This window comes from Streptomyces sp. NPDC048436 (assembly GCF_043200355.1).
Lineage (GTDB): Bacteria > Actinomycetota > Actinomycetes > Streptomycetales > Streptomycetaceae > Streptomyces.
In genome coordinates this window covers 36,624-48,819 of the sequence record NZ_JBICXP010000001.1, presented here as the reverse complement: position 1 = coordinate 48,819, position 12,196 = coordinate 36,624, and the positions used below count along the sequence as shown (strand labels likewise).

The window sequence follows — 12,196 nt, the reverse complement described above, 5'->3', positions numbered from 1 at the left end:
TCGCGATGCTGAAGACGGTCAACCGTGTGGTGCTCGGCCTGATCGGCCTGGTGCTCGTCCTCGGAGGCGGCTCGGTCCTCGCGGTCGGGCTCGGCGCATCGCCGCCGTCGTGGTGGGTGCACGACGGGAAGAATGACGTCCTGCTCAGCGACGCCGACCGGGCACGGTGGCGTGATGACGACTGGTTCTGGCCCGTCGTGATCGCCGCGCTCGCGGTGTGCGTACTGCTCGCCCTGTGGTGGCTCGTGGCGCAGCTGCGCCGGCGGAGGCTGGCCGAAGTCCTTGTCGAGACGGGCGACGGAGAGGGAGCGCTGCTCCGGGGCCGCGCCCTGGAGAGCGTGCTCGTGGGGGAGGCGGAGGCGCTGGAAGGCGTACAGCGGGCCGCGGTCTCCCTGACGGGCCGCCGCAACGCGCCCGAGGCGAAGGTGTCCCTGCTCCTGGAGCCGCACGCCACGCCCGATGAGGCCTTGCACCAGCTCTCCGCGGAGGCGCTGGCGCACGCCCGGGACTCCGCGGGGCTGGCCCGGCTGCCCGCGGTGGTGCAGCTGCGGGCGGTCAAGCACCGGGCCGAGCGCGTCAGTTGACGGCAGGGGCGCCGACCGTGCGGGCGGCGCCCCTGGCTCAGGGACAGGCCGGGATCAGAACCCGTGCCGCGCCCCGCCGTCCACCGGCAGCATGATCCCCGTCAGATACGAGGCCGCGGGCGACAGCAGGAACGCCGCCGCGTTGCCGAACTCCTCGGGGGCGCCGTAGCGCCGCAGCGGAATCCGCGTCTCGTTCGCCGCGCGCGTCGCCTCGGGGTCGGCGGAGAGCCCGTCGAGCTGCCGCACGCGATCGGTGTCGATCCGCGCCGGAAGCAGCCCGACCACGCGGATGCCACGCGGCCCGAGCTCGACCGAGAGCGACTTGGCGAAGCCCGCGAGGCCGGGCCGCAGGCCGTTGGAGATCGTCAGTCCCGGCACCGGCTCGTGCACGGAGGACGAGAGGACGAAGCCGATGACGCCGCCCTCGCCGAGTTCCGCCGCCGCGGCGCGGGCAAGGCGCACCGCACCGAGGAAGACCGACTCGAACGCCGACTCCCACTGCTCGTCCGTGTTGTCGGCGACGAAGCCGGGCGCCGGGCCCCCGACGCTGATCAGCACACCGTCGAAGCGCCCGAACCGCTCACGCGCGGCGGCGATCAGCCGGCCGGCGGCGGCGGGGTCGGCGTTGTCCGCCGCGAGACCGAGCGCGTCGGGGCCGAGTTCGGCCGCCGCATCGGCTGCCTTCTTCTCGTCCCGCCCGGTGATCACTACCTTCGCGCCGTCCGCGACCAGCGCACGCGCGGCGGCGTTGCCCAGGCCACGGGTGGCGCCGGTGACGACGTAGACACGGTCCTTCAATCCAAGATCCATGGCCCCCATCCTGCCGCGTCGCGGCGGCGGAACGCGAGGGCGCTGCCGCTACACCCCGGCGGGCGTCGCCTCAGGGGCGGGCGCCTGCGCGGCGGCCGCACGGTCCTTCCGCTCCCTGCGCACCAGGATCACCCAGCCGATGGGCACGCCGGTGCAGAACAGCCACCACTGGACGGCGTACGCCATGTGGGGACCGATGTCGTCGTGCTCGGGCTCACCGATCAGCTGGGGGGAGCCCCCGGGGGGCTCGGGCGAGGTCAGCTCGACGTAGCCGCCGAGCACCTCCTTGCCGAGGCTGTGCGCCTGCTGGCCGCTGCTGATCAGCATGATCTGACGGTCCGGCAGCCCCTGGACGTCCTTGATGCCGCTCTCCGCGGACGTCTCGTCGGCCATCAGGCGCCCGGTGACGGTGATCTCGCCCTTGGGTGCCGCGGGGACCTTCGGGAACGCGGTCTGCGGTCCGTTCGCCGGGATCCAGCCCCGGTTGACCAGCAGGACCTTGCCGTCGTCGAGGACGAACGGGGTCAGGACGTGGAAGCCGATCTCGTCGTCGGAGTTCGTCCGGCGCCGCACGACGACCTCGTCCTTGGTGTCGTACGTCCCCTGGGCGCTCACCCGGCGGTAGCGCTCGGCGTCTGTGACGGAGTGCCCGGGGGAGGTCAGCCGCTCGGCCGGCACCGGCTCGGCCTTCAGCGCCTTGGAGATCTCCGCGTTCTGCTTGACGCGGTGCTCGTGGCGGTGCAGCTGCCAGAAGCCCAGCTCGATCATCGTGGGGATGAGGACGAGCGCGATGAGGGTGAGGATCACCCACTGCCGGGTCAACAGGAAGCGGTACACCCCACGACGGTACAACTCGGTCGTGGGGTGCCTGGTGGTGGGGTCACACCCGGTCGACGATGCCCACCTGCCCCTCCGCCCGCGAGCAGTGCGCACCGCAGTACCACCGTCCGTCGGCCTCCACTCCCTGGCCGATGATCCGGCACCGGCAGTGCTCACAGATGGGCGCCATGCGGTGAATGGCGCAGGAGAAGCAGTCGAAGACGTGCACGGCGCCTTGCGCGTGCACTTCAAAGGACATGCCGTAGTCGTTTCCGCAGACCTCGCAACGTGCCATGCGCCACAGGGTGGGACGCGCGGCGCCCGCATGCGAGCGGGCAGGCGGGAGGCGGCCCGACAATCACCCGTCTGACACCCGCGGGTGGCTCAGCCCTCCGCCGCCGGAGCGACGTCCTGGAGGAGCTGGCCGAACGCGGCCTCGTCGATGACCGGCGTGCCGAAGGACCGCGCCTTGGTCGTCTTGGAGGTGCCCGAGTCCGGGTCGTTCGTGACGAGCAGGCTGGTCAGCCGCGACACGCTCGTCGCGATGTGCAGCCCGGCCTCGACGGCGCGGTCCTCCAGGAGCTCGCGCTCGACGGAGGTGTCCCCGGAGAACGCGACACGCATGCCCTGTTGGAGTGGTTTGCCCGGTTCGTACCGCCCGGGGTTGGGATAGGGGCACGCGGGGCGCTTGCGCGAGGGGCGCCAACTCGAAGGGCCGTACGACGAGTACGAGGAGGAGGCCGACCCCGGGCCCGTCGGCTGGCGGACGACGCGGGCCGGGCCGTCGGACCACTCGGTGAGCGGACGGCACTCCAGGAGCGGCAGCCGCACCCCGCCACCGGCCGCCGCCTTGAGGCTGGGCCTGAACGCCTCGGCGAGCACGCGCGCGTCGTCGAGGGCGTTGTGCGCGTTGCGCTGCTCGACCCCGAAGTGCGCGGCGAGGGACTCCAGCTTGTGGTTGGGCAGCGGGAGCCGCAGCTCCTTGGAGAGGGCGATGGTGCACAGGCGCTGGCGCACGGGGGCGGTGAGCTCCGCGCGTGCGTACTCCCTGGCGATCATCGACCAGTCGAAGACGGCGTTGTGCGCGACCAGGACGCGGTCCGCGAGGCGCGCGGCGAACTCCTCGGCGATGTCCTTGAAGAGCGGCGCACCGGCGAGCAGCTCGGTGGTGAGGCCGTGGATCCATACGGGTCCCGGATCGCGCTCGGGGTTGACCAGCGTGTACCAGTGGTCCTCCACCTCGCCCTGGGCGTCCACGCGGTAGACGGCAGCCGACACTATGCGGTCGTCGCGGGCGAGGCCTGTGGTCTCGACGTCGACGACCGCGTACCCCGTTGGGTACGCGACCGGCCAGGTGGCTGCGGGCGCTGCGGTCGTCTGGTCTTCGAGCATGGTCCCTGAGGATACGGGCCGCGACTGACAGTCAGGTCCCTGGGCCGTTCCCCCGGCCGAGGAGTCCGGACACCAGTGCCCTGACCGAAGTGGTGAACAGCGCCTCGGGATCGACCGGCCGGGCAAGGGCGCGGGCGAGCGCCGGGTCCTGTTCCGCCGTCCGCCCGCTCCACAGCTCCTCCTCGCCGGGCCGTTGCACCGGCGCGCGTTCGCGGTTGCGTTCGACCAGGACGTGGCCGACGACATGGACCTGGACGGCGCGTACGGCGTCGGCGGCGCGCGCGCCGCGCAGGCCCGCCGCGTGCACCTCGTGCACGAGGACCTGCTGGGCGGGCAGGAACATCCGCTCGGTGAGGCCGCGTTCGTGCACCATCGCGACGAGGTGCGGGTGCTCGCGCAGCTGGCGGCGCAGTGAGCGGGCCACGGAGACGACGCGCTGCTCGGGCGTGTGTCCTGTGGGGTGGATCTCGCCGAGGTCGGCGACGGTGCGTTCGACGAGCGCGTCCAGGAGCGACTCGCGGTTGCCGACGTGCCAGTAGATCGAGGTGACGGCGGTGCCGAGCTCGGCGGCGAGCTTCCGCATCGTCAGGGCCTGCGGGCCGTGCTGCTTCACGAGGGCGGTGGCGGCGGCGAGGACCTGTTCGCGATTCAGATGCGTACGCGTCTCTTCACTCTTCACGCCTCCTGTTGTAACTGTGTTACAGAACCGCCCGCAAGACCTCCGGTAGTCCTGACGAAGGGTGGTACGACATGGCACGCGTACGGTACGGAGCGCGCACCGAGGCGGAGATCGCCGCGGCGCGCACCGCGAGTTCGAAGCTGCCCGACATCTGGTCCACGGGCGTGGTGGCCGTCTGGGAGAGCGACCCGGACGCGGTGGCGGCCGTCCTGCCGCCCCCGCTCAAGCCCACGCAGCGGCCCCTGGTGCGGGCCAACATCAGCAAGGTCGACCTGCCCGGCTATCCGCTCGGCGCGGGCTCGGTGGCGGTCGCCGCCGAGCACGGCGGAGTTCAGGGCTGGTATCCGCTGGTCATGCCGATGACCCATGAGCGCGCGCTGATCGGCGGGCGTGAGGTCTTCGGGGAGCCGAAGAAGCTCGGCGAGGTCGAGGTGGAGCGCGACGGCCTGGTGGTCCGCGCCTCGCTGGCCAGGCACGGCATCGCCTTCGTCGAGGTGCGCGGCGCGGTCAGCGGCGCGCTGCCGCTCCCGGAGCCGGTCCAGAAGACCGACTTCTACTTCAAGTTCCTTCCCGCGGTGGACGGTTCGGGCTTCGACGCGGATCCGGTGCTCGTGCACTGCGTGCGCAACGAGAAGGTGCGCAAGCTGGAGGGCATCACCGGGGACGTCGTCCTGCGCGAGTCGATGTACGACCCGGTCGCCGACCTTCCCGTACGCCGGGTCGTCGAGATCACCATCGGCGAGAAGACGACCGACCAGCGGGGCCGGGTGGCCGAGCGCGTGAGCGCGCAGGCGCTGCTGCCCTACATCCACCAGCGCTACGACGACCCGCAGCAGATCCTCGACGGCCCGCCCGAGGGGAGCGTCTGAGATGGAGTTGCGGGAAGGGCAGGTCGCCGTCGTCACGGGCGCGGCGAGCGGTATCGGCCTCGCCATGGCACGGCGTTTCGCGGCGGACGGACTGAAGGTGGTCCTCGCGGACGTCGAGGAGGGCGCCCTGGAGAAGGCCGCCGCCTCCTTGCGCGGGGACGGGGCGAGCGTGCACGCGCGCGTGGTCGACGTCGGTTCGCGCGAGCAGGTCTTCGCGCTGGCCGACGCGGCGTACGAGACGTTCGGCGCCGTCCATGTGCTGTGCAACAACGCGGGTGTCGGCTCGGGAGCCGAGGGCCGCATGTGGGAGCACGAGCCGAACGACTGGAAGTGGGCCTTCGAGGTCAATGTGTGGGGCGTCTTCCACGGCATCCAGGCCTTCGTGCCCCGGATGCTCGCGGGCGGTGAGCCCGGCCATGTCGTCAACACCTCGTCCGGGGACGGCGGCATCGCGCCCCTGCCGACGGCGTCGGTGTACGCGGTCACGAAGGCGGCCGTGGTGACGATGACCGAGTCCCTGTACGCGCACCTGAAGGCGGACCGCGCGCGCGTGGGCGCCTCCGTGCTCTTCCCGGGGCCGCACATGCTGCGCACCGGGCTGTGGGAGTCGCACCGCAACCGCCCCGACCGGTACGCCAAGTCCCGCCCCCGCAAGGCTCCTTACCGCTCCCTCGACCAGTGGGAGTCCGCGATGAAGGACGCGGGCCAGGAGGTGGAGTTCACGCCCGTCGAACAGGTCGCGGACTTCGTGGCGGAGGGCATCGCGGACGGCCGCTTCTGGCTGCTTCCCGAGAGCGAGCACAGCGACCGGCAGATCAAGGCCAGGTCGCGGTCGATGCTGGAGCGCGCGAACCCGGCGTATCTGGAGAGCTTCATTCTTGACTGAAGGGCACGTGATGACCGACCAGGACCCCTACCTGATCATCTCCTCCGACTGCCATGCCGGGCTTCCCACCGAGGAGTACCGGCCTTATCTCGACAGCCGTTTCCACCACGAGTTCGACCGTTTCCTCGGCGAGCGCGACGTCCGTCGTGCGGAGGCGACCCGGCTCGGCATCCGCAACGACGCGTTCGCCGCCAAGTGGTTCCAGGACAACGAGGAGGGCTTGCGCGGCGGCTGGGACAGCGCGCAGCGCCTCAAGGAGCTCGACGGTGACGGAGTGGCCGCCGAGGTCGTCTTCCCCGACGCGGACGCCGTCGACAGCCAGACGGCCGCCCCCTTCGGGGTAGGTCTCGGCCTCTCCGGCGACCAGGACCCCGAGCTCGGCATGGCGGGCGCTCAGGCGCACAACCGCTGGCTCGCCGAGTTCGTCTCCCAGAACCCCGAACGGCACTGCGGTGTCGCCCTGCTGCCCATCACCGGAGAGGTCGACCGGGTCGTCGCCGAGGTCCACCGGGCCAAGGAGTCCGGGCTCGGCGCGCTGATGATCCCCTCCATGTGGGTCGACAAGGCGCCCTACCACGACCGGCGTTACGACCCCGTGTGGGCGGCGGCGGCCGAGTGCGCGATGCCCGTGGTGACGCACTCCGGGGCGGCGCCCCGCCACGAGTACGGGGACCACCTGGGGATCTACGTCTCCGAAGTGACCTGGTGGCCCGCGCGGCCCCTGTGGTTCATGCTCTGGTCGGGCGTCTTCGAGCGCCACCCGGGGCTGAGGTTCGGCGTCGCGGAGTCGGGTTGCTGGTGGCTGCCGAACCTCCTGTGGTTCATGGACCGCCTCTACCTGGGCGCGCACGGCGGCAAGAAGCTCTCCCCGTTCGCCGAGCTCAAGCGGCCCCCGCACGAGTACCTGGACCGCCAGCTCTTCGTCTGCGCCACCAACACCAAGCGCCGCGAGCTGGCCCAGCGCTACGAGATCGGCGTCGACAACATCCTCTGGGGCAGCGATTTCCCGCACCCCGAGGGGACCTGGCCCGACACGCGCGCGTGGCTGAAGAAGACCTTCCATGACATCCCGGTGGGGGAGAGCCGCAGGATGCTGGGTCTTGCGGCGGCGGACGTCTTCGGCTTCGACACCGAGAAGCTGGCCCCGCTGGCCCGCCGCATCGGCCCGACGCCCGCCGAACTCGGCCAGGCCACCGAGGGCGCGGCCCAGGCGGCCGTGGAGGCCTCCTGGGCGCGCTCGCGCGAGGTGGGCCGCCACTGGCTCACGGACCACGACTTCCCGGTACTGGGGGCGGACACATGAGTCAGCAGCGCGGGAGCGAGGATCGCATGAGTGAGCAGCACATGAGCGAAGAGCGCTACACCGTCATCTCCGCCGACTGCCACGCCGGTGCCGATCTCCTGGACTACAAGCCCTACTTGGAGTCGCGCCACCATGAGGCGTTCGACGCGTGGGCGGCCACGTACGTCAATCCGTACGAGGACCTGCTCGCCGACACCGCCGACCGCAACTGGAACTCGGAGCGCCGCGTCGCCGATCTCGAACAGGACGGCATCGTCGCCGAGGTCGTCTTCCCGAACACCATCCCGCCCTTCTTCCCGTCCGCCTCCCTGATGGCGCCGGCGCCATCGCGCGAGGAGTTCGAGCAGCGCTGGGCGGGGCTTCGCGCCCACAACCGGTGGCTCGCCGACTTCTGCGCGGCGGCTCCGGGCCGCAGGGCAGGCGTCTTCCAGATCCTCCTGAACGACGTGGCGGAGGCCGTCAAGGAGATCCACTGGGCGGCCGACGCGGGCCTGAGCGGCGGGCTCCTGCTGCCGGGCACACCGCCGGGCTCGGGCCTCCCGGAGCTCTACTCGGCGACGTACGACCCGATCTGGGCGGCCTGCGCCGGGCGGGGCGTGCCGGTCAACCACCATGCGGGGTCGGCCTCGCCGCCGCTGGGCGAGGAACCGGCGGCACGGGCGGTCTTCATGGTGGAGACGACGTGGTTCTCGCACCGGGCGCTGTGGCACCTGGTGTTCGGCGGCGCCTTCCGCCGCCACCCGGAGCTGCGGCTCGTGCTCACCGAGCAGGGTTCGGGCTGGATCCCGGGCGTGCTCGACATGCTGGACTACTACCACGGGCGGCTCGTCGCGGCGGCTTCGAAGGCGGACGGCACCGGGACGGCGGAGTCCAAGTTCGGTGCGGGGCTTGCCGATTCGATGGGCAAGGGGCCGTCCGAGGTGTGGCGCGACAACTGCTTCGTCGGCGCGAGCTTCATGCGTCCGCACGAGGCACGGATGCGGGAGCGGATCGGCCTCGACAAGATCATGTGGGGCAGCGACTACCCCCATGACGAAGGCACGCACCCCTTCTCGCGCGAAGGCCTCCGCATCGCCTACGCGGGCCTCCCGAAGGACGAGATCGCGGCCATGGTCGGCGGCAACGCGGCCCGGGTCTACGGCTTCGACCTGGAGCGCCTCGACGCGATCGCCGCGAAGGTCGGCCCGACCGTCCAGGAACTGGACGAACCCCTCATGGAGACACCGGCCGGGGCGACGAGCCCGGCGTTCGCTCCGGGAGGGTCGGTGCGCGTCTGGTGAGGTACCTCTCCGGGAGGGTCGGTACGCGTCCGGTGAGGCGGGCGGTGACATGCTCCCTGTGTGACTGAAGCGACGCACGACGAAGCGCACGGCGGCGCGCTCGCCTCGCGGCTCAACTGGCTGCGGGCCGCCGTGCTCGGGGCCAACGACGGCATCGTCTCCACGGCGGGTCTTGTCGTCGGCGTGGCGGGCGCCACGGGCGACCGCGGCACGCTGCTCACCGCCGGTCTCGCCGGACTGCTTGCCGGATCGATGTCGATGGCCGCCGGCGAGTACGTCTCCGTCTCCACGCAGCGTGACTCCGAGAAGGCCGCGCTCGCCATGGAGCGGCGCGAGCTGCGGGAGCAGCCCGAGGCCGAACTCGCCGAACTGACGGACCTGTTGGAGCAGCGCGGACTGAGCAGCGAGGTGGCGCGGGAGGCGGCCGAGCAGCTCACCGAGCGGGACGCGCTGCGGGCCCACGCGCGCGTGGAGCTCGGCATCGACCCGGATCAGCTCACCAACCCCTGGCACGCCGCCTGGGCCAGCTTCGTGGCCTTCACCGTGGGCGCACTCCTGCCGCTCCTGGCGATCATCCTGCCGCCCGCCGACTGGCGTCTTTGGGTCACCGTCGTCTCGGTCCTCGGCGCGCTCGCCCTCACGGGGTGGAGCAGCGCACGGCTCGGCTCGGCGGCGGCGCGGCCCGCCGTGCTGCGCAACATGGGGGGAGGAGCGCTCGCGATGGCGGTCACGTACGGGGCGGGGGCGCTGCTCGGGGCGGTCGGTGTCTGAGCGTCCGCTTTTGGCGGAGACCGCCAACAACTGCTTCCTTACCCCTGGTAATACTTGTCGGTAACTACGTCTAGCGGCGGCCCGCCGGGGGCCTTTACGGTGCACGCATGCCGCCGAACCTGCCCGATGTCGTGCTGTGGTCCATCCCCGCCTTCGTGCTGCTCACCATCGTGGAGATCGTGAGCCACCGGATCCATCCCGACGAGGACGACGCCGGGTACGAGACGAAGGACGCCGCCACCTCGATCACCATGGGGCTCGGCAGCCTCGTCTTCGACTTCCTGTGGAAAATCCCCATCGTCGCGATCTACACGGCGGTCTACGCCCTGACGCCGCTGCACATCCCCGTCCTGTGGTGGACGATCCCGCTGATGCTGCTCGCGCAGGACTTCTTCTACTACTGGTCGCACCGCGGACACCACGTCATCCGCATCCTGTGGGCCTGCCACGTCGTGCACCACTCCAGCCGCAAGTTCAACCTCACGACGGCGCTGCGCCAGCCGTGGACGAGCCTGACGGTCTGGCCGTTCTACGTTCCGCTGATCGCGCTCGGCGTGCATCCGGCGGCGCTCGCCTTCTGCTCGTCGGCGAACCTCGTCTACCAGTTCTGGATCCACACCGAGCGCATCGACAAGCTCCCGCGTGCCTTCGAGTACGTCTTCAACACGCCCTCGCACCACCGCGTCCACCACGCGTCGCAGGGCGGCTACCTGGACCGCAACTTCGGCGGCATCCTGATCGTCTGGGACCGGATGTTCGGCTCCTGGGTCGCGGAGACGGACCGTCCGGTCTACGGCCTCACCAAGAACATCACCACGCACAATCCGCTGCGGGTGGCCACGCACGAGTACGCGGCGATAGCCAAGGACCTCAGGAAGGCGACCAGTTGGCGCGAGCGGGGCGGCAGGCTGTTCCGGGGGCCGGGGTGGCAGCCGCAGCCACAGTCGGCGCCCGAGCCGGTGCCGGAGCCGGTGACGGAGAGCGCGGCGTGACTCCGGGCCCCGAACCAGAGGCGTCCCCCAAGGCAAAGCTGCTCCTCGCAGCGTTCGGCCTCGTCGCGGTCGCGGACCTGGCCGCACTGCTGGCGGGCTCAGACGCAGCCCACACCGTCTTCAAGCCCCTCCACATGCCACTCCTGGCGGCGTACGTCCTCACGGTCAAAGGCCCGCGCCCACTGACCGCGGCTCTCCTCTTCGGCTGGGGAGGAGACACCCTGCTCCTCTTCGACGCCGACCCCGCGTTCCTCGCCGGAATGGGCTCCTTCGCCGCGGGCCACGTCTGCTACCTCGCCCTCTTCAAGCGCCACGGCACGCCACGCGCGCGTGGCGCATGGCTGGTGGCCGCGTACGCCACTGCTCTCGTCGTCACGGTCGCCCTGCTCTGGCCGGACCTCCCCGTGGACATGCGGGGCCCGGTGGCGGGCTACAGCCTGCTGCTCACCGCGATGGCGTTCGCCGCGACGCGCCTCGGCCTCGTCGCGGCGGCAGGTGGCGCGCTGTTCCTCCTGTCGGACACCCTCATCGCGACCGGCGTCGCCGAGTGGCCGCAGGCACCGCGCCCCGACTTCTGGATCATGCTCACCTACATCGCCGCACAGTTCCTGCTGGTCAAGGGCGTACTGGCGGCGCGGTCCCGGCGGCCCCAGCAGCCCACGCGAGTCACCACCGGATCGGCAGCGGCAACGCCGTGAGCAGCGCCGACACCGCCACGACGGCGCCGAGCACGATGACCTCGCCGCGCGCGGGGGAGTACGCGGCGGCCGCCGCGACCGGATCGGCGGCCCTCCGCAACCGGCGGCGCGCGAGCAGGGCGAGGACGGCGACGGCCACCACAAGGAGCACCTTGGCCAGCAGAGTGCGCCCGTAGGCCGTGTCCGTCAGCTGGCCGAGCACCGTGCCCGGCGGCATCCGGCGCAGCGTGCTGCACACCCCCGTCACCGTGATCGCGGCGAAGAGAACCGCCGCCACGCGCGCGTACAGCCCCAGTACCGCGGCGCCCGCCTCCGGAGCGAACGTCCGCCACAGCCGCAGCATCCGAAGCACCTGCAGCAGGCCGCCCGCCCACAGCACCCCGCAGGTCAGATGCACCAGCGTCAGTCCGGTGCCGATGAGCGGGGTGTCCTCCACCGGAGGGTGCGCCCGCAGCGCCTCCGCCACGATGACCGCCGCCAGCGGCAGCGCGGCACCGGAGGGGCGGCGCGAGCGGGCGCAAAGGAGCGCCACGATGAAGGCGTTGACCTCCAGGAGCGCCAGCCTGCCGTCCCGCGACGCGTAGAGACCGCCGATATCCATGTCGGAGAGCCGCTGCGGCACCAGATTGCCGGTGGCCACGACCGAGGCAAGGCCGAGCGCGGCGACGATCCCCGCCACCGCCGCGTACGTGGACCAGCTCCGCGGCGCACGGTCCAGCGGCGCCCCCGGCACCCGGCGGGCCAGGCGCGTCGCGTACACCTCGCCCAACTGCACGCAGAGCGCGGCGAACATGACCGTCCGCAGGAACGTGATGCCGGCCGTGCCCGGCGCCTCGGCCTCCCCGGTGCCGTCAAGGGCCACCGAAGGGCCGAGCAGCGGGACGGCGGCGGCGACGGCCACCAGGACCAGCACGACGACGGCACGGGCCGTCGAGGGACGGCGCGGTGCGCGACGCGAGGCAACGGGCATGGGCACGGGCACGGGTGCGACCGCGTCCGGCGTCGGCTCGCCGCCGGGGTCGGCGGACGGCTGTATGGAACTCACCACAAGATCTTCACCAGGTGCGCCCTTAACGGGCAAGTCCTGGCAAACAACTGGCGGAATCCCATTCC

Annotated in this window: 14 protein-coding genes; 8 read left to right on the top strand and 6 right to left on the bottom strand. The window is 71.7% G+C overall.

Annotation, left to right across the window (positions count from 1 at the left end; genetic code table 11):
* Nucleotides 1-5 precede the first annotated feature (5 nt).
* Nucleotides 6-584: an alkaline shock response membrane anchor protein AmaP gene (amaP, locus tag ACGFX9_RS00255; protein WP_393462948.1), complete on the top strand. Its 579-nt coding sequence runs from the start codon at nucleotides 6-8 to the stop codon at nucleotides 582-584.
* A 54-nt stretch (nucleotides 585-638) separates the two neighbouring features.
* Here amaP and ACGFX9_RS00250 read toward each other — a convergent pair whose 3' ends face one another.
* The 5 genes from ACGFX9_RS00250 to ACGFX9_RS00230 form a co-directional block, all read right to left on the bottom strand.
* Nucleotides 639-1,394 (bottom strand): SDR family oxidoreductase, encoded by a 756-nt coding sequence (locus tag ACGFX9_RS00250; protein WP_393462947.1) that lies wholly within the window; start codon nucleotides 1,392-1,394, stop codon nucleotides 639-641.
* 48 nt (nucleotides 1,395-1,442) lie between these two features.
* Nucleotides 1,443-2,231 carry an SURF1 family protein gene (locus tag ACGFX9_RS00245; protein WP_393462946.1) on the bottom strand — a complete coding sequence of 263 codons (789 nt, stop codon included), beginning with the start codon at nucleotides 2,229-2,231 and terminating at the stop codon, nucleotides 1,443-1,445.
* A 43-nt stretch (nucleotides 2,232-2,274) separates the two neighbouring features.
* Nucleotides 2,275-2,508, bottom strand: coding sequence for a hypothetical protein (locus ACGFX9_RS00240; protein ID WP_363313022.1), 234 nt, complete (start codon nucleotides 2,506-2,508; stop codon nucleotides 2,275-2,277).
* Nucleotides 2,509-2,597: 89 nt separating this feature from the next.
* The gene (locus ACGFX9_RS00235) at nucleotides 2,598-3,605 is read right to left on the bottom strand and encodes a DEDDh family exonuclease (RefSeq protein WP_393462945.1); all 1,008 of its coding nucleotides are present in this window, start codon (nucleotides 3,603-3,605) and stop codon (nucleotides 2,598-2,600) included.
* A gap of 31 nt (nucleotides 3,606-3,636) precedes the next feature.
* Nucleotides 3,637-4,284 carry a TetR/AcrR family transcriptional regulator gene (locus ACGFX9_RS00230; RefSeq protein WP_393462944.1) on the bottom strand — a complete coding sequence of 216 codons (648 nt, stop codon included), beginning with the start codon at nucleotides 4,282-4,284 and terminating at the stop codon, nucleotides 3,637-3,639.
* A gap of 71 nt (nucleotides 4,285-4,355) precedes the next feature.
* Here ACGFX9_RS00230 and ACGFX9_RS00225 point away from each other — a divergent pair, with 71 nt between their 5' ends.
* The 7 genes from ACGFX9_RS00225 (at nucleotide 4,356) to ACGFX9_RS00195 (ending at nucleotide 11,083) form a co-directional block, all read left to right on the top strand.
* Nucleotides 4,356-5,153, top strand: a complete 798-nt coding sequence (locus ACGFX9_RS00225) for an acetoacetate decarboxylase family protein (protein WP_393462943.1) — start codon at nucleotides 4,356-4,358, stop codon at nucleotides 5,151-5,153.
* A gap of 1 nt (nucleotide 5,154) precedes the next feature.
* Nucleotides 5,155-6,039: an SDR family NAD(P)-dependent oxidoreductase gene (locus ACGFX9_RS00220; RefSeq protein ID WP_393462942.1), complete on the top strand. Its 885-nt coding sequence runs from the start codon at nucleotides 5,155-5,157 to the stop codon at nucleotides 6,037-6,039.
* A gap of 10 nt (nucleotides 6,040-6,049) precedes the next feature.
* Nucleotides 6,050-7,342 (top strand): amidohydrolase family protein, encoded by a 1,293-nt coding sequence (locus ACGFX9_RS00215; protein ID WP_393462941.1) that lies wholly within the window; start codon nucleotides 6,050-6,052, stop codon nucleotides 7,340-7,342.
* A gap of 41 nt (nucleotides 7,343-7,383) precedes the next feature.
* Nucleotides 7,384-8,622, top strand: coding sequence for an amidohydrolase family protein (locus tag ACGFX9_RS00210; RefSeq protein WP_393465472.1), 1,239 nt, complete (start codon nucleotides 7,384-7,386; stop codon nucleotides 8,620-8,622).
* 60 nt (nucleotides 8,623-8,682) lie between these two features.
* On the top strand, nucleotides 8,683-9,393 hold the full coding sequence (locus ACGFX9_RS00205) for a VIT family protein (RefSeq protein ID WP_393462940.1): 711 nt from the start codon (nucleotides 8,683-8,685) through the stop codon (nucleotides 9,391-9,393).
* 107 nt (nucleotides 9,394-9,500) lie between these two features.
* Nucleotides 9,501-10,385: a sterol desaturase family protein gene (locus ACGFX9_RS00200; RefSeq protein WP_393462939.1), complete on the top strand. Its 885-nt coding sequence runs from the start codon at nucleotides 9,501-9,503 to the stop codon at nucleotides 10,383-10,385.
* Complete coding sequence (locus tag ACGFX9_RS00195; protein ID WP_393462938.1) at nucleotides 10,382-11,083, top strand: lysoplasmalogenase; 702 nt, start codon at nucleotides 10,382-10,384, stop codon at nucleotides 11,081-11,083. Before ACGFX9_RS00200 ends, ACGFX9_RS00195 begins: the two co-directional genes overlap by 4 nt.
* Here the strand turns inward: ACGFX9_RS00195 and ACGFX9_RS00190 are convergent.
* On the bottom strand, nucleotides 11,052-12,053 hold the full coding sequence (locus ACGFX9_RS00190; RefSeq protein ID WP_393465469.1) for a CopD family protein: 1,002 nt from the start codon (nucleotides 12,051-12,053) through the stop codon (nucleotides 11,052-11,054). The genes ACGFX9_RS00195 and ACGFX9_RS00190 overlap by 32 nt on opposite strands.
* Nucleotides 12,054-12,196: the final 143 nt, after the last annotated feature.